The organism is Streptomyces sp. CNZ287 (genome assembly GCF_007827615.1).
This window is the reverse complement of the sequence record NZ_VISV01000020.1, coordinates 84,205-106,202: the sequence shown is the minus strand read 5'-3', so window position 1 is coordinate 106,202 and position 21,998 is coordinate 84,205. Positions and strand designations below refer to the sequence as shown.

General features: G+C 73.1%; 25 protein-coding genes and 1 pseudogene. 12 read left to right on the top strand and 14 right to left on the bottom strand.

The window, feature by feature from the left end:
* Positions 1–6 precede the first annotated feature (6 nt).
* The 6 genes from FB457_RS35450 (at position 7) to FB457_RS29040 (ending at position 4,307) form a co-directional block, all read left to right on the top strand.
* Positions 7–174 (top strand): hypothetical protein, encoded by a 168-nt coding sequence (locus tag FB457_RS35450; protein ID WP_164492544.1) that lies wholly within the window; start codon positions 7–9, stop codon positions 172–174.
* A gap of 320 nt (positions 175–494) precedes the next feature.
* The gene (locus tag FB457_RS29060) at positions 495–923 is read left to right on the top strand and encodes a cupin domain-containing protein (RefSeq protein ID WP_047016598.1); all 429 of its coding nucleotides are present in this window, start codon (positions 495–497) and stop codon (positions 921–923) included.
* A gap of 1 nt (position 924) precedes the next feature.
* Positions 925–2,211: a beta-ketoacyl-[acyl-carrier-protein] synthase family protein gene (locus FB457_RS29055; RefSeq protein ID WP_145783816.1), complete on the top strand. Its 1,287-nt coding sequence runs from the start codon at positions 925–927 to the stop codon at positions 2,209–2,211.
* On the top strand, positions 2,208–3,527 hold the full coding sequence (locus FB457_RS29050; protein WP_145783753.1) for a ketosynthase chain-length factor: 1,320 nt from the start codon (positions 2,208–2,210) through the stop codon (positions 3,525–3,527). Before FB457_RS29055 ends, FB457_RS29050 begins: the two co-directional genes overlap by 4 nt.
* Positions 3,528–3,577: 50 nt before the next feature.
* Positions 3,578–3,829 (top strand): acyl carrier protein, encoded by a 252-nt coding sequence (locus tag FB457_RS29045; RefSeq protein WP_253911289.1) that lies wholly within the window; start codon positions 3,578–3,580, stop codon positions 3,827–3,829.
* A gap of 1 nt (position 3,830) precedes the next feature.
* A complete protein-coding gene (locus tag FB457_RS29040) occupies positions 3,831–4,307 on the top strand; it encodes an SRPBCC family protein (RefSeq protein ID WP_047016600.1) in 477 nt (158 codons plus the stop codon).
* A gap of 144 nt (positions 4,308–4,451) precedes the next feature.
* Here FB457_RS29040 and FB457_RS29035 read toward each other — a convergent pair whose 3' ends face one another.
* From FB457_RS29035 to FB457_RS29025, 3 genes are read right to left on the bottom strand one after another with little or no spacing between them, the layout of a single operon-like run.
* Positions 4,452–5,132, bottom strand: coding sequence for a CE1759 family FMN reductase (locus FB457_RS29035; RefSeq protein WP_047016601.1), 681 nt, complete (start codon positions 5,130–5,132; stop codon positions 4,452–4,454).
* On the bottom strand, positions 5,129–5,629 hold the full coding sequence (locus FB457_RS29030) for a MarR family winged helix-turn-helix transcriptional regulator (RefSeq protein WP_253911290.1): 501 nt from the start codon (positions 5,627–5,629) through the stop codon (positions 5,129–5,131). The genes FB457_RS29035 and FB457_RS29030 overlap by 4 nt, the downstream gene beginning before the upstream one ends.
* On the bottom strand, positions 5,629–6,816 hold the full coding sequence (locus FB457_RS29025; protein WP_047016603.1) for a CE1758 family FMN-dependent luciferase-like monooxygenase: 1,188 nt from the start codon (positions 6,814–6,816) through the stop codon (positions 5,629–5,631). The genes FB457_RS29030 and FB457_RS29025 overlap by 1 nt, the downstream gene beginning before the upstream one ends.
* A 167-nt stretch (positions 6,817–6,983) precedes the next feature.
* Here FB457_RS29025 and FB457_RS29020 point away from each other — a divergent pair, with 167 nt between their 5' ends.
* Complete coding sequence (locus tag FB457_RS29020) at positions 6,984–7,205, top strand: hypothetical protein (RefSeq protein ID WP_047016604.1); 222 nt, start codon at positions 6,984–6,986, stop codon at positions 7,203–7,205.
* A gap of 102 nt (positions 7,206–7,307) precedes the next feature.
* Here the strand turns inward: FB457_RS29020 and FB457_RS29015 are convergent, their stop codons facing one another.
* The 4 genes from FB457_RS29015 to FB457_RS29000 form a co-directional block, all read right to left on the bottom strand.
* Complete coding sequence (locus FB457_RS29015; protein ID WP_047016605.1) at positions 7,308–7,511, bottom strand: cold-shock protein; 204 nt, start codon at positions 7,509–7,511, stop codon at positions 7,308–7,310.
* A 208-nt stretch (positions 7,512–7,719) separates the two neighbouring features.
* Complete coding sequence (locus FB457_RS29010) at positions 7,720–8,262, bottom strand: methyl-accepting chemotaxis domain-containing protein (protein ID WP_486589168.1); 543 nt, start codon at positions 8,260–8,262, stop codon at positions 7,720–7,722.
* Positions 8,253–8,915, bottom strand: coding sequence for a response regulator transcription factor (locus FB457_RS29005; protein WP_047016606.1), 663 nt, complete (start codon positions 8,913–8,915; stop codon positions 8,253–8,255). Before FB457_RS29005 ends, FB457_RS29010 begins: the two co-directional genes overlap by 10 nt.
* Positions 8,916–9,020: 105 nt before the next feature.
* Positions 9,021–9,845: a helix-turn-helix transcriptional regulator gene (locus tag FB457_RS29000; protein ID WP_145783752.1), complete on the bottom strand. Its 825-nt coding sequence runs from the start codon at positions 9,843–9,845 to the stop codon at positions 9,021–9,023.
* A gap of 87 nt (positions 9,846–9,932) precedes the next feature.
* Between FB457_RS29000 and FB457_RS28995 the strand changes: the two genes are divergently transcribed.
* On the top strand, positions 9,933–10,340 hold the full coding sequence (locus FB457_RS28995; RefSeq protein WP_047016607.1) for a nuclear transport factor 2 family protein: 408 nt from the start codon (positions 9,933–9,935) through the stop codon (positions 10,338–10,340).
* A gap of 43 nt (positions 10,341–10,383) precedes the next feature.
* Positions 10,384–11,454 (top strand): DUF5685 family protein, encoded by a 1,071-nt coding sequence (locus tag FB457_RS28990; protein ID WP_047016608.1) that lies wholly within the window; start codon positions 10,384–10,386, stop codon positions 11,452–11,454.
* Positions 11,455–11,493: 39 nt separating this feature from the next.
* On the opposite strand, the gene FB457_RS28985 is transcribed toward FB457_RS28990, so the two are convergent.
* Positions 11,494–12,408 carry an alpha/beta hydrolase gene (locus FB457_RS28985; RefSeq protein ID WP_047016609.1) on the bottom strand — a complete coding sequence of 305 codons (915 nt, stop codon included), beginning with the start codon at positions 12,406–12,408 and terminating at the stop codon, positions 11,494–11,496.
* Positions 12,409–12,515: 107 nt separating this feature from the next.
* Here FB457_RS28985 and FB457_RS28980 point away from each other — a divergent pair, with 107 nt between their 5' ends.
* Positions 12,516–12,950 carry a MarR family winged helix-turn-helix transcriptional regulator gene (locus FB457_RS28980; protein WP_047016610.1) on the top strand — a complete coding sequence of 145 codons (435 nt, stop codon included), beginning with the start codon at positions 12,516–12,518 and terminating at the stop codon, positions 12,948–12,950.
* 84 nt (positions 12,951–13,034) lie between these two features.
* On the opposite strand, the pseudogene FB457_RS28975 reads toward FB457_RS28980, so the two are convergent.
* Positions 13,035–13,250, bottom strand: a pseudogene (locus FB457_RS28975) (IS630 family transposase); the annotation flags it as partial.
* Positions 13,251–13,454: 204 nt separating this feature from the next.
* On the opposite strand from FB457_RS28975, the gene FB457_RS28970 reads away from it, so the two are divergent.
* Positions 13,455–14,039 carry a hypothetical protein gene (locus FB457_RS28970; RefSeq protein WP_145783750.1) on the top strand — a complete coding sequence of 195 codons (585 nt, stop codon included), beginning with the start codon at positions 13,455–13,457 and terminating at the stop codon, positions 14,037–14,039.
* A gap of 36 nt (positions 14,040–14,075) precedes the next feature.
* Here FB457_RS28970 and FB457_RS28965 read toward each other — a convergent pair whose 3' ends face one another.
* From FB457_RS28965 to FB457_RS28955, 3 genes are all read right to left on the bottom strand, one after another.
* Positions 14,076–14,702, bottom strand: a complete 627-nt coding sequence (locus FB457_RS28965) for a DUF305 domain-containing protein (RefSeq protein ID WP_145783748.1) — start codon at positions 14,700–14,702, stop codon at positions 14,076–14,078.
* A gap of 135 nt (positions 14,703–14,837) precedes the next feature.
* Positions 14,838–15,389 carry a DUF6153 family protein gene (locus tag FB457_RS28960; protein ID WP_145783746.1) on the bottom strand — a complete coding sequence of 184 codons (552 nt, stop codon included), beginning with the start codon at positions 15,387–15,389 and terminating at the stop codon, positions 14,838–14,840.
* A 76-nt stretch (positions 15,390–15,465) separates the two neighbouring features.
* Entirely contained in the window at positions 15,466–15,879 is a 414-nt protein-coding gene (locus FB457_RS28955; RefSeq protein ID WP_047020076.1) for an ArsR/SmtB family transcription factor, read from the bottom strand.
* A gap of 100 nt (positions 15,880–15,979) precedes the next feature.
* On the opposite strand from FB457_RS28955, the gene FB457_RS28950 reads away from it, so the two are divergent.
* Positions 15,980–18,037, top strand: a complete 2,058-nt coding sequence (locus FB457_RS28950) for a heavy metal translocating P-type ATPase (protein WP_145783744.1) — start codon at positions 15,980–15,982, stop codon at positions 18,035–18,037.
* 20 nt (positions 18,038–18,057) lie between these two features.
* Here the strand turns inward: FB457_RS28950 and FB457_RS28945 are convergent, their stop codons facing one another.
* Together FB457_RS28945 and FB457_RS28940 are read right to left on the bottom strand one after the other, a co-directional pair.
* A complete protein-coding gene (locus FB457_RS28945; RefSeq protein WP_486589167.1) occupies positions 18,058–19,341 on the bottom strand; it encodes an MFS transporter in 1,284 nt (427 codons plus the stop codon).
* Positions 19,342–21,089: 1,748 nt separating this feature from the next.
* Positions 21,090–21,467, bottom strand: coding sequence for a nuclear transport factor 2 family protein (locus FB457_RS28940; RefSeq protein WP_047016615.1), 378 nt, complete (start codon positions 21,465–21,467; stop codon positions 21,090–21,092).
* Positions 21,468–21,998 lie beyond the last annotated feature (531 nt).

The following is a 21,998-nucleotide window of genomic DNA, read 5'->3' as shown; positions in this document are numbered from 1 at the left end:
GGAGGCGTGCCGCGCGGTGGCCGGGCGGCCGGCGGCTGCCACCCCAACCGCGACACCGAAGCCGCCGTCCGCGCCGCCGGGTTCGCCCTCGGCGACCTCGACCGCTTCGGCTTCGCGTTCTCCGCCCTGGCCCCCCGCGCCGCCCACGTCATCGGCACCGCCACCCGTCCCTGAACGTGCCGGCCCCTGAGCCCCCGCCACCCGTGGTGGTCCTGCCGAACGGCCGCGCCGCCCCGGGGAATCGATGAGGAGTGCACGGCGGCGGAATGCGCCCTCCGCGCCACCCGCACTCCGCCCCCACCTGCGATATTCGCGCCTGCCGCTGGTCGGACTGATCGTAAAACTACACCCATTTGAGTGGCCGGAAGAGCGTCGTCGTTTTCGCCAGGACACGCTGGAGAAATCACCTGGCGTGGTGGGGGAATTCACTCATCTCCGCTACTACCGGGCCGAGTTCGGCTTTTCCTCGGGTTTCGCAAAGGCAGGACAAAGTCGTGGCAAAAAATGAGGCATGGACCGCCAGGGTCACCTTGGAAGACGTCGCGCCGAACCGCCGGCAGGGGGGTGCCATACGGGCGCTGCTCACCCCCGCGTCCGTCGGCGCGACCTCCGGGTTCCTGGGGCATCTCGAACTGGCCCCGGGGGAATTCGTCACGGAGCACTACCACCCGTTCTCCGACAAGTTCCTGTACGTGACCGAGGGTTCGGCCGTCGTCCGGGTCGACGGCGAAGAAGTACCGCTGGAATCGGACCAGGCGCTGCTCATCACCCGCGGCCAGCGCAACCGCATCGAGAACCGCGGCGAAGGGGTGCTGAAGGCCGTATTCCAGATCGCCCCGCTCGCGCCCCGTCCTGAACTCGGCCATGTGGACACCGAACCCGTGCCCCATCCCGGGTGCGTACCACCGCGCGTGGGTGGCTGACATGGACGGGCACGCGGAGAAACGCGCGGTGATCACCGGCATCGGCGTACGGGCCCCGGGCGGGGTGGGCACGGACGCGTTCTGGAAGCTGCTGGTCGCCGGGCGCACCGCGACCCGCACGATGACGCTGATCGACCCCTCCCCGTTCCGGTCCCGCGTCGCGGCCGAGATCGACTTCGACCCGGCGGCGGAGGGTCTGTCGCCCGCGGAAGCGGAAACCTACGACAGGGCGACGCAACTCGCGCTCGCCGCCACCCGCGAGGCGGTGCGCGACAGCGGACTGGACACCACCGGGACGGACCCCGGCCGGATCGGCGTCAGCATCGGCACCGCCGTCGGCTGCACCACCAGCCTCGACCGGGAGTACGAGCGGGCCAGCCACGGCGGTTCCCGCTGGCTGGTCGACCCCACGGTCGCTGTGAAGCAGCTCTTCGACTACTTCATTCCGTCGTCCATCGGCCGGGACGTGGCCTGGGAGACGGGGGCGGAGGGCCCGGTGACCGTGATCTCCACGGGCTGCACCTCGGGCCTCGACGCCGTGGGCTACGGAGCCGACCTCGTCCGCACCGGCCGGGCGGACGTGGTCGTCTGCGGCGCGACCGACGCCCCCATCTCCCCCATCACCGTCGCCTGCTTCGACGCGATCAAGGCGACCTCCGCGAACAACGACGACCCCGAACACGCCTCCCGCCCCTTCGACCGCCGGCGCGACGGCTTCGTCCTCGGCGAGGGAGCCGCCGTCTTCGTCTTGGAGGAACACACCGCCGCCCACCACCGCGGAGCCCACCTGTACGCCGAAGTCCGCGGCTTCGCCACCCGCACCAACGCCTACCACATGACGGGCCTGACCCGGGACGGCCGCGAGATGGCCGAAGCCATCCGCGCCGCCATGCACCAGGCCCGCTGCACCGGCGACGACCTCGGCTACATCAACGCCCACGGCTCCGGCACCCGGCAAAACGACCGGCACGAAACCGCCGCATTCAAACGCAGCCTCGGCACCCGCGCCTACGACGTACCCGTCAGCTCCATCAAATCGATGATCGGCCACTCCCTCGGCGCCATCGGCTCCCTGGAACTGGCCGCCTGCGCACTGGCCATCGAACACAGCGTGATCCCACCCACCGCGAACTACACCAACCCCGACCCCGAATGCGACCTGGACTACGTCCCCAACATCGCACGCGAACAGCGCGTGGACACCGTCCTCAGCGTCGGCAGCGGCTTCGGCGGCTTCCAGAGCGCCGCCGTACTCACCCGCCCACCCACGAAAGCAGCGACACCATGACCGCGACCGCCGGCGCAGCGACAACCGCGGCCGGGCAGACCACCACCAGGGAGACCCGCACCGCACCGACAAGCGCCCTGGTAACCGGAATCGGCATCGTCGCACCCAACGGCACCGGCACCGACGACTACTGGACAGCGACCCTCACCAGCACAAGCGGCATCGGCCCCATCCAGCGCTTCGACACACGCCCCTACCCGGTGCACATCGGCGGCGAAGTGACCCACTTCGACGCCGACGCCCTGCTCCCACAACGCATCCTGCCCCAAACCGACCGCATGACCCGCTACGCCCTGGCCGCCGCCGACTGGGCACTGGCGGACGCCGGCCTGACACCAGGGAACCCGGGCCCATCAGACCCCGGAGCAGCCGGCCTCGGGGAGTACGACCTGGGCGTGCTGACGGCCGGCGCCTGCGGCGGCTTCGAGTTCGGCCAGCGGGAGTTGCAGAAGCTCTGGGGGACGGGGCCCGAACGGGTCAGCACCTACCAGTCGTTCGCCTGGTTCTACGCGGTCAACACCGGCCAGATCTCCATCCGCCACGGCCTGCGGGGCCACAGTTCGGTCTTCGTCTCGGAGCAGGCCGGTGCCCTCGACGCCGCGGCCCAGACCGCGCGCCTGCTGCGTACGGGCACCCTCGGCGCCGCCCTGACCGGCGGCTTCGACGCCCCGCTCTGCCCGTGGGGCCTGGCCGTCCAGCTCCCCACCGGGCTGCTCAGCACCGCCACGGAACCGGAGCGCGCCTATCTGCCCTTCGACACCGACGCGGCGGGCTACGCGGTCGGCGAGGGCGGGGCGCTCCTGGTGGTCGAGCGGGAGGACACGGCGCTGCGCCGGAACGCCGCCGGGATCTACGGGCGGATCGCGGGACACGCCTCGACGTTCGACCCCCGGCCCGGCTCCGGCCGGCCGCCCGCGCTGGCGGCGGCGATCACCGGGGCGCTGGACGAGGCGCGGCTGGATCCCGCGGACGTCGACGTGGTCTTCGCCGACGCCCTCGGCGTACCGGCCGCCGACCGGGCGGAAGCGGAGGCGCTGGTACGGGTCTTCGGCCCGTCGGCCGTCCCCGTCACCGCGCCCAAGACGCTGACCGGCCGGCTCTACGCGGGCGGCGCGGCCCTGGACGTGGCCACGGCCCTGCTCTCCATACGCGACTCGGTCATCCCGCCGACCGCCGGCACCCGTTCCCCCGCGCCCGGCCTCGGCATCGACCTGGTACTCGACGGGCCCCGCGAGACGGCGGTGCGCCACGCGCTGGTCGTCGCCCGCGGCGCCGGCGGCTTCAACTCGGCGCTGGTGCTCAGCCGTTACGGCTGAACCGCGGGCCCTGCCCGTACCGGACACACCACACCCGTAGGAGGTCATCCGTGTCCGAATTCACCCTCTCGCACCTCGTCGCCCTGATCAGAGACTGCGCCGGAGAATCCGATGTGGCCGATCTGAGCGGCGACATCGCCGACATGGCCTTCGACGAACTCGGCTACGACTCGCTCGCCCTGCTGGAACTGTCCGCCCGCATCAAGCAGACCCTCGGGGTCGAGGTCGCGGAGAGCGAGATGCGGACTCCCGGGGGCACGCTCCGGCTCATCAACGAAGCAGTCTCCGGAAGGGAAGCCTGACATGGGAGCGCGCACCGAACACGCCATCGTGATCGACGCCCCGGTCGACCTGGTGTGGACCATGACCAACGACGTCGAGTCCTGGCCCGATCTCTTCGCCGGCTACGCCGAGACGGAGATCCTCCGGGCCACGGACGACGGCATCGACTTCCGGATCAAGACGCACCCGGACGCGAACGGGCGGGTGTGGGAATGGGTGTCCCACCGCGTCCCGGACCGGGAGTCCCTCACCGTCGAGGCGCACCGGATCGAGACGGGTCCCTTCGTCTACATGAAGCTGCACTGGAGCTACCGCGTGACCGGCGAGGGCACCGAGTTGCGCTGGGTGCAGGAATTCGACATGAAGGAAGGCGCCCCGTACGACAACGCCCAGATGACCGCGCATCTCAACGAGATGTCGGAGATCAACATGGGCCGTATCAAGGAGATCGTCGAAACGGCGCACCGCAGCCGGCAGGAGGGCGCCCCCGCCGGCTGACCACCGGGACCGGCACCGGCGGGCCGGGTCGGTGGAACGGCGGGGTGCCGCGGTCTCCGGGTGCAGGCGGGAGGGTCCGGCGGTGCTGCGCACGGAGGGCCCCGGGACCCGGCCGCCTGCCCCGGGCCCGCCCCTCCGGGCGGGTCAGGGCGCCTGGCCGCCGGCGGCCAGGCGCATCAGGTCGGTGGTGAAGTCGACGTCCGCCGCGCCCTGTTCCGCGCGGGTGGCCTGGCCGGCGAACCGGTGCTGGTAGCCGGTCCAGTTGTCGTCGGCGATCTGGCGGGGCGCGTCCGTACGCAGCAGGACGGCCAGTTCGCCCGCCGCCCGGCCGATCCGCCTGCCCAGCTCCGGGGAGCCCCAGTCCTCCGGGGCCGCGTACAGCGACGTGGGGACCGGCAGGGCGCGGAGGAAGGCGAAGAGGGGGCGGAGCTGGTCGTCGGTGACCATCGCGTGCCTGGCGGTGCCGCCGGTGGCCGCGAGGATCACGGGCACGGCGATGAGCAGGTCGTTGTCGATCAGGTCGGCGAACGACTTGAAGAGGCCGCTGATCCCCGCCTTGTAGACGGGCGTGGCCGCGATCACCGCGTCGGCCCCGGCCAGCCGGGAGATCGCCTCGCTCACCGCCTCGGTGGGGAAGCCGGAGACGAGGGAGCGCGCGATCTCGGTGGCCAGCGGCCCGAGGTCGAGCATCGTCACGGTGGCCGGGATGCCGGCCGCGCCCAGGTTGTCGATGCTCTGCTGCGCGATCCGGCCGGCCAGCCGGCGGGTCGAGGACTCCTCGCTGACACCGGCGTTGATGACGACGATCGTGCGTTCCGTGCTCATGTCGGCCTCCTTCGCTGTGATCGGGCGTGGCTGGGGCGGGGGTCGGGGCGGGGGTCAGGGCGGGGGCTGGCGGCGATCAGGGCCTCCGTCAGCTCCCGCAGCGTTTCCATGGCCTGCGGGTCCAGGGCCCGCGTCATCACCTCGCGGACCTGCCGCGCGTGGGCGCGGCCCAGGCTGCGGTACGTCTCGCGGCCCCGGGCGGTGAGCGCGACGCGGCAGGCGCGGGCGTCGTCGGGGTCGTCGCGGCGTTCGACGTACCCCCGCGTCTCCAGCCGGGCGACCAGGCGCGACACGCCGGCCTGGGTGAGCAGCGCGTCCTCCATCAGCTCGGTGATCCGGCGCCCGTCGTCCGCGTCGGACAGGGCGTGCAGGACGGCGTACTCGCGCGGAAGCACGTCGCCCCAGTCGCCGGTGTACTCGAACTCGCGGGCGATCGTGGCCTGGGCCCGCAGCAACGACTCCCAGGCCGCGAGCGCGATCTGCGTGGTGTTCGCCATCACCGCACCACGGGGAACTCGGCCCGCACCGCCGGGTCGCTGTCCTGGTACGGCATGGTGCCGGACAGGTTGTCGCCGCGGTTCGGGTTCGGCCGCGGCCGGCGCGGTTCCGCGTCCCCGTACTTGGCGGTGACGAGCGACTCGTGCGTCGGCGCGTCCGGCACGCCCTCCGCCCGGCGCGACTCCAGCTCCCTGCGCAGGACCGGCACGACCTCGGTGCCCAGCAGCTCGACCTGCTCCAGCGCCGTCTCCACCGGCAGCGCGAGGCCGTCGAGCGCGAACAGCTGCCGCTGGTAGTCGCCGAAGCCCTCCTGGAAGGTGAGGACCTTGTCGATGACCTCCTGCGGGCTGCCCACGGTCAGCGGGGTGGCCGCCATGTGGTCTTCGAGCCGGGACCCGCGGAACATCGGGTAGTTCTCGAAGTACGGGCGGAAGCGTTCCACCGCGTCCTGCGACCGCGCGGCGATGAAGGACATCCCGCCCAGGCCGACGATGGCCTGCTCGGGCGTGCCGTGGCCGTAGTGCGCGTACCGCTGCCGGTAGAGGTCGACCAGCCGCTTGAAGTGGAAGTTCGGCGCCAGGATGTGGTTGGCGAAGAACCCGTTCCCGTAGTACGCGGCCTGCTCGGCGATCTCCGGCGAGCGGATCGAGCCGTGCCAGACGAACGGCGGTACGTCGTCCAGCGGCCGCGGCGTGGCGGTGAAGCCCTGCAGCGGGGTGCGGTACTTGCCCTCCCAGTCGACGACGTCCTCGCGCCACAGCCGGTGCAGCAGGTTGTAGTTCTCCAGCGCGAGTCCGACGCCCTCGCGGATGTCCTTCCCGAACCACGGATAGACCGGCACGGTGTTGCCGCGCCCCACCATCAGGTCCAGCCGCCCCTTCGCGACATGCTGGAGCATGGCGTAGTCCTCGGCGATCTTCACCGGGTCGTTCGTGGTCATGAGGGTGACCGAGGTGCTGAGCATGATGCGCCGCGTCTGCGCGGCGATGTACCCGAGGAGGGTCGGCGGGGACGACGGGATGAAGGGCGGATTGTGGTGCTCGCCCAGCGCGAACACGTCCAGCCCCACCTCGTCGGCCCGCTTCGCGACCCGGACGATGTTGTCGATCCGCTCGGCCTCGCTGTAGGTGCGGCCGGTCAGCGGGTCGGGTGCGATGTCGCCGACGCTGAAGATCCCGAACTGCATGATCCTCTCCTCTCCACTCCGCGCGTCCCGCCGGGGCGCGTGGGCGCGTACCCCCCTCAACAACATGACTGCTCATGTATTCCGGGAGGGGTAGGCGCGCGGCGCGGACGGACGGATCACGCACGGAGGGGACGCGGGCGGCCTCGGCAGCCCATACTGGGCTTCCGATGAAAAAAGCATCCGCGCCTCGGCGCCACCTGCCCACCAGCCCCTTCGACGCGCCCGTCGTCCCCGCGGTCAAGACGTTCGCGCCCGGCGACAAGGTCACACACGACCGGTACGGCCTGGGCACGATCGTCGCCGCCGAGAACGGCGTCGCGATGCTCGTGGACTTCGGCTCGTGCCAAGTCCGAGTCACCGCCCCGTACGATCAGATGGAAAAGCTCTGAAAGCACGCGGCCGGGCGGTCCGATGACCGCGTACCGCACAGCAAGGGGCCGTGCCCTGCGGCACGGCCCCTTGCGCTACGGCTTACGCCGCGTCGTCCCGGATCAGACGATGCGGATGTTCTCCGCCTGCAGGCCCTTCTGGCCCTGAACGACGTCGAACTCCACCTGCTGGCCCTCGACCAGCTCGCGGAAGCCCTGCGCGTCGATGTTGGAGTGGTGCGCGAAGACGTCGGCGCCGCCGCCGTCCTGGGCGATGAATCCGAAGCCCTTTTCGCTGTTGAACCACTTCACGGTGCCGTTTGCCATGGCTTGTGTCTCCTTCTTGGGGGGCATACCGGGCGCATACGTGTGCATGATCCCGCGTCGCCGCGATGAATTCCCGATCCGGAGCAAGCACCGAAAAACAAAAATGCGCCCGAGGTCAGAGCCGACAGGCGCACACAAAGTAAATGGGAACCACAACTGCAACTGCTTCAGACTAACACAGCCATCCGAACGGCCGCGGCCGTTCGCCTCAGTGCGGCGGTGGGAAACGGAGAGTGACCGTCAGGCCACCCCCCGGGGCCGGCGCGGCGGTGAGGGTGGCGGCGTGGGCCAGCCGCTGGTGCAGGTTCTGCTCGCTGATGCGGCGCGCGGCCGCCGTCATGGACGCGACGGGGCGCAGCGCGCGGCCCGCCAGCCACCAGCCGAGGAACCCGGCCAGCAGCGCCAGGACCAGGACGCCGACCGCGGACCAGAGGACCATCTGCCGCAGCGCGGTGTCCTGGACGGCCTGGACGGTCTCCGCCATCTTCCTGATCTCGGCGTAGTCGCCGGGGGCCCGCGCCCCGGAGGCGTCCGTGGGGTGGGCGCCGGTGAGCGGCGGGCCGGCGGTCGAGTGGTACGAGATGTCCAGGCCGTCGACCTTCTCGGCCGCCCCGTGCCGGGCCAGGACCACGACGAAGGCCAGCAGGCCGGTGCCGGTGAGGAGGAAGAGGCCGGTGATCGCCGCGGTGAGGCGGGCGCGGAACGGCAGCCGGCGCGCCAGCGCGCGGGGGTTGCGGGGGTTCAGCCGCACAGCCGGTAGCCCTCTCCGGTGTCGGCGGCGATCACGCCGCCTCCGCCGGGCTTGCCGCGCAGCCGGCTGACGGTGGCGCGGACGGCGCTGGTGCGCGGGTCGAGGTGCTCGTCCCAGACGCTACGGACGAGGGTGTCGTGCGGCACCGGCGCGCCCCCGGCCCGTAGCAGCAGGTGCAGCACGGCGAACTCCCGGGGCGTCAGGTCCACGGGCCGGCCGTGCGCGTGGACGCGGTGCCGGACCGGGTCCAGGACGATGCCCGCGAACTCCAGCGCGCCGGGCGCCGGTTTCTGCGCCCTGCGGCTCAGGGTGCGTACCCGCGCGACGAGTTCGGCGAAGTCGAAGGGCTTGGCCAGGTAGTCGTCGGCGCCGAGCGCGGTCAGCCCGTAGACCTTGCAGGTGACCTCGCCCGCGGCCGTCAGCATCAGGATCCGCGGCGGGCCCCCGGCCGCGCGCAGCCGCCGGCACACCTCGTCGCCGCTGAGGCCCGGCAGGTCGCGGTCGAGGATCAGCACGTCGTACGCGGTGAGCAGGCACATCCGCTCGGCCTCGTCGCCGGCGTGGGCGACGTCGACCGCCATGGCCTGGCGGCGCAGGCCGGTGGCGACGGTACGCGCCAGGATGCGGTGGTCCTCCGCTACCAGGACTCTCATCGCCCCATCGAAGCAGGACGGCGATTGCAGCCGCGTAAGTGCGCTGACGCCGCCGTCACGCACGTGTCCGGCCGCGGGCGCCGGGCCGCTTTCCCGCCCTGCCGGTCACTCCGCGGGATCCGGCGCGGACGGGCGCGGGCGTCTTCCGGACTCCTCGAAGTGGGCGGCGGTCTCGGCGTCCGCCGGGTAGTACGACTCGATGGCGACCTCGGCCAGCGTGATGTCCACCGGCGTGCCGAACGTGGTGATCGTGGAGAAGAGCCGCAGCTCACGCCCGGCCACGCGGAGGACCATCGGGATCACGACGTCGGACGCGCCCGCCGGGCCGGGGCCGACCGGGTCCGCATCCGGCGGGTCCGCGGCGCCCGGAGCCAGCAGCTCGTCGTAGAGCGCGGTGAGTTCGGGGTCGGGGGCGAGGGCGAGCTGGCGGCGGATCCGGGCGCGGAACACGGTGCGTACGTCGTCCAGGTTGACCACCAGCGGGGCGAAGCCGCGCGGGTCGAGGCCCAGCCGGACGAGGTTGACCGGCGGCCGCAGCAGGGCGGGGTCGACGCCGGCGAAGAACGGCTCGACCGCACGGTTGGTGCGCAGGATGTTCCACCGGCGGTCGAAGGCCACCGCGGGGTACGGCTCGTGGGCGCGCAGCACCCGGGCGACCGCGGCCCCGGCCGCCGCCAGCGCCTCGTCGTCCAGGGGCCGCTCGGGGTAGCGGGGGGCGAAGCCGGCGGCGAGGAGCAGCCGGTTGCGCTCGCGCAGCGGCACGGTGAGATGGCCGGCGAGGCGGAGCACCATGGCGGCGCTCGGGTTGGTCTTGCCCGTCTCGATGAGGCTGACGTGGCGGGCCGAGACGCCGGCGGCGAGCGCGAGGTCGAGCTGGCTGAGGCGCCTGCGGTGCCGCCACTGCCGCAGGAGGTCACCGATGGTGGGCACGGTCCCGAGGGTACGCACCGCGGCCTCGTACGCCCATGAAATGCCATGTCATCGACAGCCGCCGCGACCGCGGAAACACTGCGTCCCATGACCGCAGAGAGCAACAAGACCCTCGTCGGACAGGCACTCGCCGCTCTGGTCGAGACGGGCAGCACCGACGGCCTCGCGCCGCTGCTGCACGACGACTTCGTCCACCACCGGCCCGACGCGACCACCTCGGACAAGACGGCCTGGCTGGCCGCCGTACGCGCGGCGCTCATCCCGCTCGCCGGCATGCGGGTCGAGATCCACCACCTGCTGGCCGACGGCGACCACGTCGTCATGCACTCCCGGCGGTGGCTCCCCGGCGGCGGGCCGGAGATCACGGTGGCCGACGTCTGGCGGATCGAGGACGGGCTGATCGCGGAAGCCTGGGAGATCATCGAGCCGGCGGCGCAGGCCGCCGCCCATCTGTCGTGGTGGGAGACGCCCGCGGGCGAACCGGGCCGCGCGTAGCCTCGTCTTCCACTGGACACGGGGAATGCGGGAGGGGAGACGCATGTTCGGCATCATTCGGCCGTGCCGCTGCCGGCTGCCGAAGGGGCTCGCCAAGGAGTGGCTGGGGCATTTGTGCGGGCTGTGCCTGGCGCTGCGCGGCCAGGGCGGGCAGGTCGCGCGGGCGGCCACCAACCACGACGGGCTGCTCATATCTGTGCTGTACGACGCGCAGGCCGCCCCGGCGGAGGGCAAGGCCGGCGGCGGCTGGCGCACCGCCGGGCCGTGCCCGCTGCGCCGGATGCGGCGGGCGGAGGTGGCGCACGGGGACGGGGCGCAACTGGCGGCCGTGGTGTCGCTGCTGCTGGCCTCGGCGAAGATCCGCGACCACGTCGCCGACGGCGACGGGGCGCTGGCGCGGCCGGTGCTGGCCGCCCCGGCGCGGCGGGTGGCCGGGGGCTGGGAGGCGGCCGGGGCCCGGGGCGGCGCCGGGCTGGGGTTCGACACCGGGGTGCTCGTCGAGGCGGTGGAGCGGCAGCGGGAGGTGGAGGCGCTGGCGGGGCCCGGCACGTCGGTGCTGGTGGTGACCGAGCCGACGGAGCTGGCGACGGCGGCGGCGTTCGCGCACACCGCGAAGCTGGCGGGCCGGCCCGGGAACGAGGCCGCGCTGGCCGAGGCCGGCCGCCTCTTCGGCCGGGTCGCGCACCTGCTGGACGCCGTACAGGACGCGGAGGACGACCGCCGCACGGGCGCGTGGAACCCGATCACGGCGACGGCCACTCCCCCCGCCCGGGTACGGCAGTTGTGCGACGACGCGACCCGCGGCGTGGCACTCGCCCTGGCGGACGCGGAGTTCACCGACGACCGGCTGGTCCGCGCCCTGCTGGTCGGCGAGCTGGAACGGGCGGTCCGCCGCACCTTCGCCCACGCGGGCGGCGGGTTCGGCCCGCCGCCGCCGGAGTTCGTACCGCTGGGGCAGGGCGAGGAGGAGACGGAGCGGCACACCGACAGGAGCGGCTGTTGCGAGGGCTGCGGCGAAATGTGCAACTGGTGCCAGTGCTGCGGCGGCGACGATGACGGCGACGACGGCGGTTGCTGCGACTGCGATTGCGGTTGCTGCGACTGCAGTTGCTAGCTAGTGCTGTGACCGCATAGGTTCGCCGGTTCGGATGCCTTACAGGTTGTCCGCATAGAAGCTGGTGAGTCGTTCGACGGCGGCGTCGACGTATTCGGGTTCGTCGTACATCTCGTAGTGGCCGGCGCCGTCGATCACCATGAGGTCGACGGGGTTGGGGGCCAGCTTCCATAGCTGCATGCCGGTGTCGTAAGAGCCGGTGTTGCCGATGCGTCCGGCGAGGATGACCTGCAGTGGCTGGGTCATGAGCTGGTCGACCAGGTGGAACGCGTCGTAGCCCAGCAGGAGGGAGTCGCTGCGCGAGAGGCGGCGGTTGGTGGAGTGCTCGCTGCCACCCCGCTCGGTGCGGTAGTAGGTGATGGCCTGGGTGGTGTCGATGTCGGTCATACCGGCTGCCGCGGCGTCCTCCAGGGTGTCGGGCAGCCAGTTCACACGGGTCATCTCGCCGGAGCGTGTCTCTTCGATGCGCGCGTCGGCGAGGGCGTCGAGTGCGGCTGCCGGGCCGTCGGGCTGGAAGCTGCGGAACGAGGTGCCCATGTTGCCGGGAACGACGGTTCCGACCGCCTTGATGCGGTGGTCCGTGCGGGCGGTGTGCACGGCGTAGCCGCCGCCGGCGCAGATGCCGAGGACGCCGATGCGCTGCGGGTCGATGCCGGGGATCGCGCCGAGTGCGTCGATGGCGTAGGAGATGTCCTCACCGCGGCGGTAGGGGTCTTCGAAGTCGCGGGGCTCGCCTCCGCTCTGCCCTTGGTGAGCCGGATCGAAGACGAGCGCCGCGATGCCGCGGGCGGCGAGGCGGGACGCGTAGTTCGCGCCGATCTGCTCCTTCACGCTGCTGCCGGGCGTGGAGAGCACCACGGCGCGCAGCGGCGCGGTGCTGTCGGCGTTGTCGGGCAGGTGGAGGTCGGCCGCGAGCTCGATCGGTCCGCGCGGGATCGTGAGGTGCTGAAGCATGCGTGGCTTCCTTGGTGAGATGGTTGTTCCATAGGAGTCCAGTACAGAATAATGTCTTGTACGATCTGAAACTAATACGAGACCGTACCACCTGGATGGAGGCTCGCATGCCGGTCGACGGGGCGCAGCTGTGGACGCTGAACCAGCGGCTGCTGGGCGTCGTGATGGATGCCTGCACGCGGGAGCTGGCGGAACTCGGGTTGGAGACGAAGGAGTTCTTCGTCCTGGCCGAGGTGGAGGCATCGCCGTACCCGGCCGAGATCGCGACTGCGCTGCTGCTGCCCAAGGCGAGCGTGACGGTCTACGTTCGCAACCTCGTTGCCAAGGGCTTTGTCCGCCGCGAGATCGACGAGGCGGACTTGCGGCGTCATCGGCTCGTACTGACCGCCGAGGGCACACAAGCACGCGACCGAGCACGTGCAGCGCTCGCGGCGGAGTACGACCGCAGACTGGCGATGGTTACCCCCCAGGACCGCGTCGAGCTGCAACGCATCCTCAAAGCGATGCTCGCCGCGCCCGCGTCAGGCCGTACGCGCGAGTGATTCGTCTGTCCGGTGCTCTGCTGCACCTTCGGGTTGCGACCGCATGGATTCGTCAGACCGTTCAGCTCGCGACGGCAAGGGACCTCCACCCCAGCGGATGCCCTTCTCGCTTCGGATACGGACACGTTCGCGACGCTGCGCCGCGAGGACGTCGGGGTGGCGGGCGTTGGCGTTACGCCAGCGCAGGCAGGCATGCAGGGCCCGGGTCTGGACGTTGTGGTTGGGGTGGTGAGAGTTGGCGATGGTGAACTGCCGCAGCGATCCGAAGTGGGCTTCGATCGGGTTGGCCCAGGATGCATAGCGCACCGAACCGGTGCTGCCCCGGCGCACGATCTGCTCCAGCTTCTGCCCCTCGTGGTCGGTCAACCTGCGCACATGGACAGGCTCAGCCACCACACTCCCAACGGTCGGATCGGACGTCTCCGGACATCCACCTGCTGGAACTGCCGACCCGGGGTACCTTCCCGGTCAGAGCAGTAGACCCGGGGGCGGAGGGGGCGCGGGGTGATCGATCCGCGCTGGGTGTTCGTCAGCGCCGTGCTCGGGATGGCGGGCAGTGTCCGGTACGCGTACGCCATCGTGCGCGGCACCGTTCGGCCGCATCCCGTGACGTGGTCGCTGTCGGCCGCGGTGCCGCTGATCGCGTTCTCCGCGCGGCTCGACTCCGGCGTGGGGCTGCCCGCGGTGCAGACGCTGGTGGCGGGGGCCGGGCCGCTGGTGGTCGTGGTGACCGGGGTGTGCACGCGGCGTAACCTGGCGCGGCTCGGGGCCTTCGACCTCGCCTGCGCGGTCGCCGCCTGCGCCGCGCTCGGGGCGTGGCTGGGGCTCGGCGAGGCGGCGCTGGCCGTGGTGTCCGCCGTGGCGGCCGACGCGGCGGCGGCACTGCCGACCGTCGTGAAGGCGTGGCACGACCCGGCCTCGGAGAACCTCCTCTTCTACGTCCTCGTCGGCACCGGCGCCACGGTCACGCTGCTGACGATCACCTCGTGGTCCCCGGCGGCCTGGGCGTTCGCGGCGTACGTCCTCACGCTCAGCGTCTCGCTGGTGGCCATCGTGTCGGGCCGGCGGCGGGCGCTGCGGTACGCGTAGGGCGGGCACCGCGCCCGCCCTACGCGCGCACCGCGGTCAGCCCTTGTCGAGCATCGACTTCATCGCGTCGATCTCGGCTTCCTGGGAGCTGATGATCTGCCCGGCCATCTCCTTCGCCGGCGGGTACGAACCGTCCGCCTGCTCGGTCTCGGCCATGGCGACGGCACCCTCGTGGTGCTCGATCATCATCTCCATGAAGGCCGTGTCGAACGCGGCGCCCTCCGCCTTCTCCAGGCTCTTCATGTCCTCGGCGGACATCATCCCGCCGGCGGAGCCGTGCATGGAGTGGTCCATCTCGCCTTCCGCGGGGACGTCCTCGCCCCAGGAGGTGAGCCAGCCGGAGAGCGTCTCGATCTCCGGGTCCTGGGCCTTCTTGATCTCCGCGGCGAGCTTCTTCACCTCGTCGGACGCGGCCCGCTCAGGCGCGAGGCCGGCCATCTCCACGGCCTGGCGGTGGTGGGGGATCATCCCCTTGGCGAAGGTGACGTCGGCGGCGTTCTGCTCCTTCTGGGAGTCGGCGGGGCTGGACGCGGAAGCACCGCCGTGCTTGCCGTGGTCTCCCGACTCGTCGTCGTTGCCGCCGCAGGCGGCGAGGAGGAGGGCGACCGCGCCCGCGGTCGCCGCCGCGGCGCCGCGGCGGGACAGGGAACGTGTGCGGATCATGACTGTGCAACTCCTTCGCGCGCGCCGCTGCGGGCGCGCGGAACGTACGGATGTCCTGGCATGCGGCAGCACGGCACGGGCCCTGCACAGGGCGGCGTACGAGGGTCGTACGGGGGAATGCCGTGCGGGCCGCCGCTATATCCGCAGGAGTTGCAGCTCGGCGAGATCCGGCGGCGTCCGGTCCGGCAGCCCGGCGGCGGGCCCGGCTATCGGCGCGGGCGCGGCGGCGGGAGCGCCGGGCAGGGCGCCGGCGAGGGCGGGCGGCGCGTACGCGGAGGACGTGCCGGCGGCGGCACACGTACGGTCGGCGTGGGCGAGGTGCCCGGAGCCCCCGTCGGTATGGGAGCAGGCGTCACCGGCGGGCGTGGCGACGGGGGTCTGTTCCACGGGCGCGTGGGAAGCGGGGGACGCGGGGGTCTGCGCCGCGGGGACGAACGCCGCGGGGACGTGCCCCGCGGAAGCCTCCGGCGTCCCGGAGACCGGCAGAGGCGTCTGCGCCGGCATCGCCGCCGGCGCCTCCGCGCCGCCGTGGCCCGGCGCCATGGCCGTCGGCCGCTCCGGGGCCGGCGCACCGCCGGGGCCCAGCGCGTGCATGCCCAGCACGCCCGCCAGCACCGCGAGCACCAGCAGCACGAACAGCCGCCCGGCGGGGCGGCGGCGTGGTCCGATGCGGATGCTCCCGGTCACCCCGCCAGCGTACGCACCCCCACCGACAGCGCGGGCACCGGTCCGGGAAGGCACCGTGCCCCGGGCACCCGCCCGGTCACCCCCGCGCCGCGGCCGATTCCTCGCCGAGCAGGTCGTCGCGGCCGGCGCCCGCGGGGGTGTCCGTGAGGCCGAGGCGCAGGTGCTCGGTGTGGTGGAGCGCCTGGTCGAGCAGTGCGGCGACGTGGTCGTCGTAGAGCGCGTAGACGATCGAGCGCCCGTGGCGCGTGCCGGTGACCAGACCGAGGTTGCGCAGCAGCCGCAGTTGGTGGGAGCAGGCCGACTGCTCCATGCCGACCTCGGCGGCCAGCTCCGAGACCGGCAGCGGGCCCTCGCGCAGCCGGGCGAGGATCAGCAGCCGTGAGGGGGTGGCCAGGGCCTGGAGCGTGGCGGCCACCTTCTGCGCGGTGGCGGCGTCGAGGCGTACGCGCCCGCCGTCGCTCGCGCCCGGGGTGGCGGCTCCGTGACCCATGCCGTCATCGTACTCAGCCCACACATGAATACCTCTTCATACGTTCCTGTATGGTGAGGCGGTCAGGCAGCTCCGCCACCCGCAGGGAGATCACGCCGCGATGCCGCACACCCTCACGCAGCCGGACCCGCAGACCGCCCGGGCCGCCGGGACTCCGGCTCCGGCCGCCGCTCCCCGCCGCCCCGGGCCCCTCTCCGTACCTGAGGCCCGCTGGGCGGCCGCGGCGCTCGCGCTCTTCCTCCTCGCCCTCCCGCTCGACCTCCTCGGCGCCCCCGCCTGGAGCTGGGGCCCGCTCTACGCGCTGACGTACGCCGCCGGCGGCTGGGAGCCCGGCTGGGCGGGGCTGCGGGCGCTGAAGGACAAGACGCTCGACGTGGACCTGCTCATGGTCGTCGCCGCGCTGGGGGCGGCGGCCCTCGGGCAGTTCCTGGACGGCGGCCTGCTGATCGTCATCTTCGCCGCCTCCGGCGCGCTGGAGGCGATCGCCACCGCCCGCACCGCCGACTCCGTACGCGGCCTCCTCGACCTCGCCCCCGCCACCGCCGTCCGCGTCGCGGCCGACGGCACGGAAGAGGACGTACCCACCGGGCAGTTGCGGGTGGGCGACGTGATCCTCGTCCGGCCCGGGTCCCGCATCGGGGCCGACGGCCGGGTGCTCGACGGGGCGAGCGAAGCCGACCAGGCCACCATCACCGGCGAACCGCTGCCGGTGCCCAAGGAGCCCGGCGACGAGGTGTTCGCCGGCACCCTGAACGGCACCGGCGCGCTGACCGTACGGGTCGGGCGCGACCCGGCGGACTCGGTGATCGCCCGGATCGTCGCCATGGTCGAGGAGGCGTCGCGGACCAAGGCGCCCACGCAGCTCTTCGTCGAGAAGATCGAACAGCGCTACTCGATCGGCATGGTGGCCGCCACGGTGGCGCTCTTCGCCGTGCCGCTGCTCCTCGGCGCGGAACTGGAGTCCACGCTGCTGCGGGCGATGACGTTCATGATCGTGGCGTCGCCGTGCGCGGTGGTGCTGGCCACGATGCCGCCGCTGCTGTCCGCCATCGCCAACGCGGGACGGCACGGGGTGCTGGTCAAGTCCGCGGTCGTCATGGAGCAGGTGGGCCAGGCCGACCGGGCGGCGCTCGACAAGACCGGCACCCTGACGGAGGGCCGGCCGCACCTCACCGACGTACGGCCCCTCGACGGCTCGGGGATGACGGAGGACGACCTGCTCGCGCTCGCCGCGGCGGCCGAGTACCCCGCGGAACACCCCCTCGCCCGCGCCGTCGTGGCCGCCGCCCGCGGACGGGCCCTGCCCGTCCCGGCCGTACGGGACTTCACCGCGGCCCCCGGCCGCGGCGTGACCGCCACGGTCGCGGGCGCCCGCGTCACGGTCGGCAGCCCGGCGGGACTGCGCGGCGAGGACCCGGACCCGGACTCGGGCCCGGACTCCGGCCCCGCACCGGGCGCTTCACCGGGCACCCCGCCGGACGCGGCGGCCGCCGCCCGGCAGGTGGTCGGCGAGTTGGAGGGCGAGGGACGTACCGCCGTGGTCGTCGCCCGCGACGGCACGCCGGTCGGCGTCCTCGGCATCGCCGACCGCACCCGCCCCGACGCCCCCGGCACCGTCGCCGCCCTCGCGGTGCTCACCGGAGCGCCCCCGCTCCTGCTCACCGGCGACAACGCGCCCGCCGCGCACCGGCTGGCGGCCGGCGTGGGCATCGCCGCCGCCGACGTCCACGCGGGCCTGCTGCCGCAGGACAAGGCCGAGACCGTACGCGCGCTGCAGTCCGGCGGCCGGCGGGTGCTGCTGGTCGGCGACGGCGTCAACGACGCCCCCGCCCTGGCCGCGGCGCACACCGGCGTCGCCATGGGCCGCGCGGGCTCCGACCTCGCCCTGGAGACCGCCGACGCCGTCGTCGTACGGGACGAACTCACCGCCGTCCCCGCCGTCGTCGCCCTCTCCCGCAGGGCCCGCCGCCTGGTGGTGCAGAACCTCGTCATCGCCGGGGTGTGCATCGCCGGCCTGGTGGTCTGGGACCTGGCCTGGCACCTGCCGCTGCCGCTGGGCGTCGCCGGCCACGAGGGCTCGACGGTGCTGGTCGGCCTCAACGGGCTGCGGCTGCTGCGCACCGCGGCGTGGCGGCGCGCGGCGGCCGAGGGCCGGTGAACGAACCCGCGCCGCGGCGGCTAGCGTTCGACGCGCCGCAGGCCCCGTACCGCCGGGATCGCCAGGAGCAGGAGGCAGGTGAGCACCGCCATCGTGGCGGACACGAAGAGCAGCGGCACCGTGCCCACCACCCCCGCCAGCGGTCCCGCCGCCGCCTGGCCGACCGGCTTCATCACCAGCGACCCGGCCGCGTCGTACGCGTGCACCCGGCCGAGGACGTCCTGCGGGACGTGCGTCTGCACGCTGGTATGGAACATGACGATCCAGAAGGCGGCGCCGATACCGCTCACCCCGTAGCAGAGGGCGACCAGCGGCGCGGAGAGTCCGAGGGCGACGCCCAGCGGCATCAGCGCCCACAGGGTCATCGACAGCGCCCCGGCGCGCAGCGGGTGCCGCGGGCGCAGCCGGATCGCGACCAGCCCGCCCAGCACGCTGCCCGCCCCGAGGGACGACATGACCAGGCCGAACGTCGAGGCGCCGTAGTCGGTGACGAGGGTGCTGTTGCCGAGGGTCGTGGTGGGGCCCGCGCCGGCGAGCTGCCAGAGCATGAAGACGACGATGACGCTCCACAGCCAGGTGCGCGCGGAGAACTCCCGCCAGCCCTCGACCAGATCGGCCCGGAACGAGGGCGCCCCTTCGCGCGCCGCCTTGCCGGGGCCCATGGGGACCGCGCGGAGAGCGAAGAGGCAGGCGCCGCTGACCGCGTACGTCACGGCGTCCAGGGCGACGACGACGGCGGGCGAGGAGACGGCCAGCAGCAGCCCAGCGAGCGACGGGCCGAGCACGAGGGTGACCGACTCGGCGATGCGCAGGGTGGCGTTGGCCTTCTGCACGTCGCGGGCGACGCGCGGCGTGATGCTGGCGACGCCGGGCTGGAAGAGCGCGCTGCCCGCGCCGACGAAGGCGAGCAGCACGAGGATCTGCCACAGCGGGGGCGTACCCACCAGGAAGAGCAGGGCGAGCGCCATCTGGAAGACGAGCCGCGCCGCGTCCGAGAGGACCATGAGCCGCCGGGCGCCGAAGCGGTCGGAGAGGACGCCGCCGAAGATGATCAGCACGGCGAACGGCGCGACGAGGGCGGCCAGGGCGTAACCGACGCCGCTCGCGCCGTAGCCGGCGCCGAGGACGGCGGCGGTGATGGCGACGGGGAGCATGGCGTCGCCGAGGAGGGAGGTGGTGCGGGCGGTGAAGAAGAGCCGGAAGTCCGTCGTCCACAGGGGCGTGGGGGAAGGCGGATCCCCGGCACCCCCGGCACCCCCGGCACCCCCGGCACGCAGCCTGCGGGCCATCTCCGAACCAGCCACCACACCGCCCCAGGCACGCCGCCGACCGACCCCTGCCGGACGACCACTCTTGCGCCGGGGCGGGCGGGGGTCAACGGAATTTGCGGGTGGGCGACTTCGGCGGGCGAGGGGTGGGGCGGGACCAGGCGGGGGGGCGTGGAACAGGCGAGGCGGGGCGGGAACCGGCGGGCGGGGAACATTTCACCCCCACACCCGCCCTAGGGTAGGCCGCTCCACTGACAACGCCGTGCTGACCGAGGTGGGCTCCCTTGCGGGGCGGTCGCGGCTGGGGCGGGGGGCGTTGGGGCGGGTGGTACGTGAGCTTGGTGCGGGCCGGTTCGGGGGAACGGGGGAGGGGAGCGGTGCCGGGTGGGGTCGGCCGGTCGTGGGGTGGGGCGAGTTCGGCGTGCTGGTTTCGGGGCCCCGGGGATGCACCGGGTGCGGGGGTACGGAGCCGGGCGGGCGGTGCTTCGCCAGATGGGCCGGTGTACGGGGGTGCCGGCGAGGGGAGTAGCGGGTTCGTCAAGGCTCCCCCCGGGCCACCCCGCTTGTGAGTGTGCGGGCCTCCGCCCGGCGTCAAGGGCGTCCCCTCCGCTTCGCTCCGGAGACGTCGCTGCGCGATGGGGCTTCGCCCCACCCTTGACACCGGACTCCGGCCCGAAACAGACCGGCGACTAAGGGTGGCCCGGAGGGAGCGGGCGCCCTCCGACAGGGACTACGGATGCCGTGCCCGGTGGACGGGGGGCCGAGGCCACCGGCGCCCGGGCCGGGCCCGAGCGCCGATCCCCCCGGCAGACGGGGCAGAGGGCTGCCGGGCGCCGGGGCTTCCCCGAGCGCGGATGCCCCCGGCGGGCAGGGTGCCGGACCCCGGGCGCCGGGGTTTCGCCGATCGCCCTTGCCCCTCCCGCCGGAGGGCGGCGGACGGGCGGGCCGGGCCCGATCGCCGGTGGCCCCGCCGGACGAGGGCCGGGCCGCCGGGCGCCGGGGTCTCCCCTGATCGCCGATCCCCCTCCGGCGGGAGGGGGCCGGGCCCGGGGCGCCTCCCGATCGCCGAGGCCCTCCAGCGGACGAGAGCCGGGCCGCCGGGCGCCAGGGCTGTCCCCCTCGCCGATCTCCCCGGCAGGCGTGGGGCGAAGGCCGGAGGCAGGCTGCACTTCCTCGCCGCTCCCCCGGCGGACGAGGGCGGCCCCACGGAACCGGGCTCGGCCCGGTCACCGGTCCCTCCGGCAGACGGAAGCCCAGGCCGGTGCCGCGCAGAACCGGCCTCGGGCTCACGCGATCCGGGACACCCGCGCATGCGTGCCGCTGAGCGAAAGTCGGACTCCGGGGGCCGATTCAGCCCGGAACCGGGGGTGTTACCGCGAGTTACGACCCAATTCCTCCGCCCGGACACCCCGAACGGCAGCCAACGGCCCTCCAATCGGCCGCCTGCACGTCGACGGGCGAATGTCACCCCACGAGGGCGACTTGCCCCGGTCCCCAGCGGCGGCACGGCGAGTTCTGCTCGATTCCCCGCACCCGACCCGCCTCAGGGCGAGCCCGCCCGCCCGCGGTGAGGCGAGTGCACGCGGATGGGCGAAAGTCCGGCCCGGCGGGCGATTTGCCCCCATTCGGCGGGGGCGTTACCGCGAGTTGCGCTCCCATTTCTCCGCCTAGTGCCGTGACCGCACAGGTCCACCGGGTTGGCGGTCGGGGCGGTGGGATGAACCGCAGCCCTCCGAGCGCCGAAGGGGGCAAGTTCAGGAGAAGGACAGCGGCGGAAGGATGACTCAGGAGGCGGACGGTTCGATCTCCCCCGCAAAGACGATGACCTGGTCGATGAGGCTCCGCCGCAGATGGACGACGTCCGTTCCCGCCAGGCGGGGACCTCCGTCCGGCGCGGTGAAGACCCACTGGTACCGGGCCCACTCGTCAGGCATGTCCACCGCCGAGCAGCGCACCATCGTGCCGGTCCCCGCCGGGTGACGCCGGATGTCCAGCACGAACCGCTCGACCGCCTCGATTCCTTCGCTGCGACCCAACGGCCCCCAGAAGACCACGTCCGAGGTCAGAGCCTGGGAGAGCAGGGCAGTCACATAGCTCTCGTCCGAGGCGTTGAACGCGGAGATGAACATGTCGATCGCGGACCGTGCAATCTCTTCCTGCATGCCCCAGTCATATCAGCCGTTTCGCGTACGCTCGTCCCGCGAGCCGCCTCCCGATCACGGTGGACCATCCCGGTCACAGCAGCCGGCTTCGGATCGGCCGCGGGTCTGGCCTGGGCGTGACCGTGGCGGCTGGGTGGGCGAAAGTCGGGGCCGATGGGCGGTTTGGGCTGGTTTTTGCTAGGGGTTACCGCGAGTTCGTCCCGGTCACGTGCGTTCCGCGTGATCCGGGTGCTGGGGGATGGGCTGTGGCCCGGTGGGCGAAAGTCGGCGCCTGGGGCTGATTCGGGCCGGATCCAGGGGTGTTACCAGGAGTTACGGCTCCTTTTCTCCGCCGCGGCGGTACGGACAGGGGCCCGGTGGGCGATCACCGGGCGGATGCACGTCGTGCAGCAGACGTCGGGCGTTGCTCCCCCCTACGACACCGTCCACCCCAGCTCGGGCCCCTCCGCAGTCCAGTCGCCCGGCTCCGGTCCGAGTCGGCGCCGGGCCTCTCCGCGAGCGGAGTCGTCCCGCCGCGGCGTCGGCCCCCGT

What these genes read in the sequence shown, in the direction of transcription:
- FB457_RS29055 (WP_145783816.1), top strand. Translation starts at nt 925, where the DNA reads ATGGACGGGCACGCGGAGAAACGCGCGGTGATCACCGGCATCGGCGTA.
- FB457_RS29050 (WP_145783753.1), top strand. Translation starts at nt 2,208, where the DNA reads ATGACCGCGACCGCCGGCGCAGCGACAACCGCGGCCGGGCAGACCACC.
- FB457_RS29040 (WP_047016600.1), top strand. Translation starts at nt 3,831, where the DNA reads ATGGGAGCGCGCACCGAACACGCCATCGTGATCGACGCCCCGGTCGAC.
- FB457_RS29035 (WP_047016601.1), bottom strand. Translation starts at nt 5,132, where the DNA reads ATGAGCACGGAACGCACGATCGTCGTCATCAACGCCGGTGTCAGCGAG.
- FB457_RS29030 (WP_253911290.1), bottom strand. Translation starts at nt 5,629, where the DNA reads ATGGCGAACACCACGCAGATCGCGCTCGCGGCCTGGGAGTCGTTGCTG.
- FB457_RS29025 (WP_047016603.1), bottom strand. Translation starts at nt 6,816, where the DNA reads ATGCAGTTCGGGATCTTCAGCGTCGGCGACATCGCACCCGACCCGCTG.
- FB457_RS29020 (WP_047016604.1), top strand. Translation starts at nt 6,984, where the DNA reads ATGAAAAAAGCATCCGCGCCTCGGCGCCACCTGCCCACCAGCCCCTTC.
- FB457_RS29015 (WP_047016605.1), bottom strand. Translation starts at nt 7,511, where the DNA reads ATGGCAAACGGCACCGTGAAGTGGTTCAACAGCGAAAAGGGCTTCGGA.
- FB457_RS29005 (WP_047016606.1), bottom strand. Translation starts at nt 8,915, where the DNA reads ATGAGAGTCCTGGTAGCGGAGGACCACCGCATCCTGGCGCGTACCGTC.
- FB457_RS28995 (WP_047016607.1), top strand. Translation starts at nt 9,933, where the DNA reads ATGACCGCAGAGAGCAACAAGACCCTCGTCGGACAGGCACTCGCCGCT.
- FB457_RS28990 (WP_047016608.1), top strand. Translation starts at nt 10,384, where the DNA reads ATGTTCGGCATCATTCGGCCGTGCCGCTGCCGGCTGCCGAAGGGGCTC.
- FB457_RS28985 (WP_047016609.1), bottom strand. Translation starts at nt 12,408, where the DNA reads ATGCTTCAGCACCTCACGATCCCGCGCGGACCGATCGAGCTCGCGGCC.
- FB457_RS28980 (WP_047016610.1), top strand. Translation starts at nt 12,516, where the DNA reads ATGCCGGTCGACGGGGCGCAGCTGTGGACGCTGAACCAGCGGCTGCTG.
- FB457_RS28965 (WP_145783748.1), bottom strand. Translation starts at nt 14,702, where the DNA reads ATGATCCGCACACGTTCCCTGTCCCGCCGCGGCGCCGCGGCGGCGACC.
- FB457_RS28955 (WP_047020076.1), bottom strand. Translation starts at nt 15,879, where the DNA reads ATGGGTCACGGAGCCGCCACCCCGGGCGCGAGCGACGGCGGGCGCGTA.
- FB457_RS28950 (WP_145783744.1), top strand. Translation starts at nt 15,980, where the DNA reads ATGCCGCACACCCTCACGCAGCCGGACCCGCAGACCGCCCGGGCCGCC.
- FB457_RS28940 (WP_047016615.1), bottom strand. Translation starts at nt 21,467, where the DNA reads ATGCAGGAAGAGATTGCACGGTCCGCGATCGACATGTTCATCTCCGCG.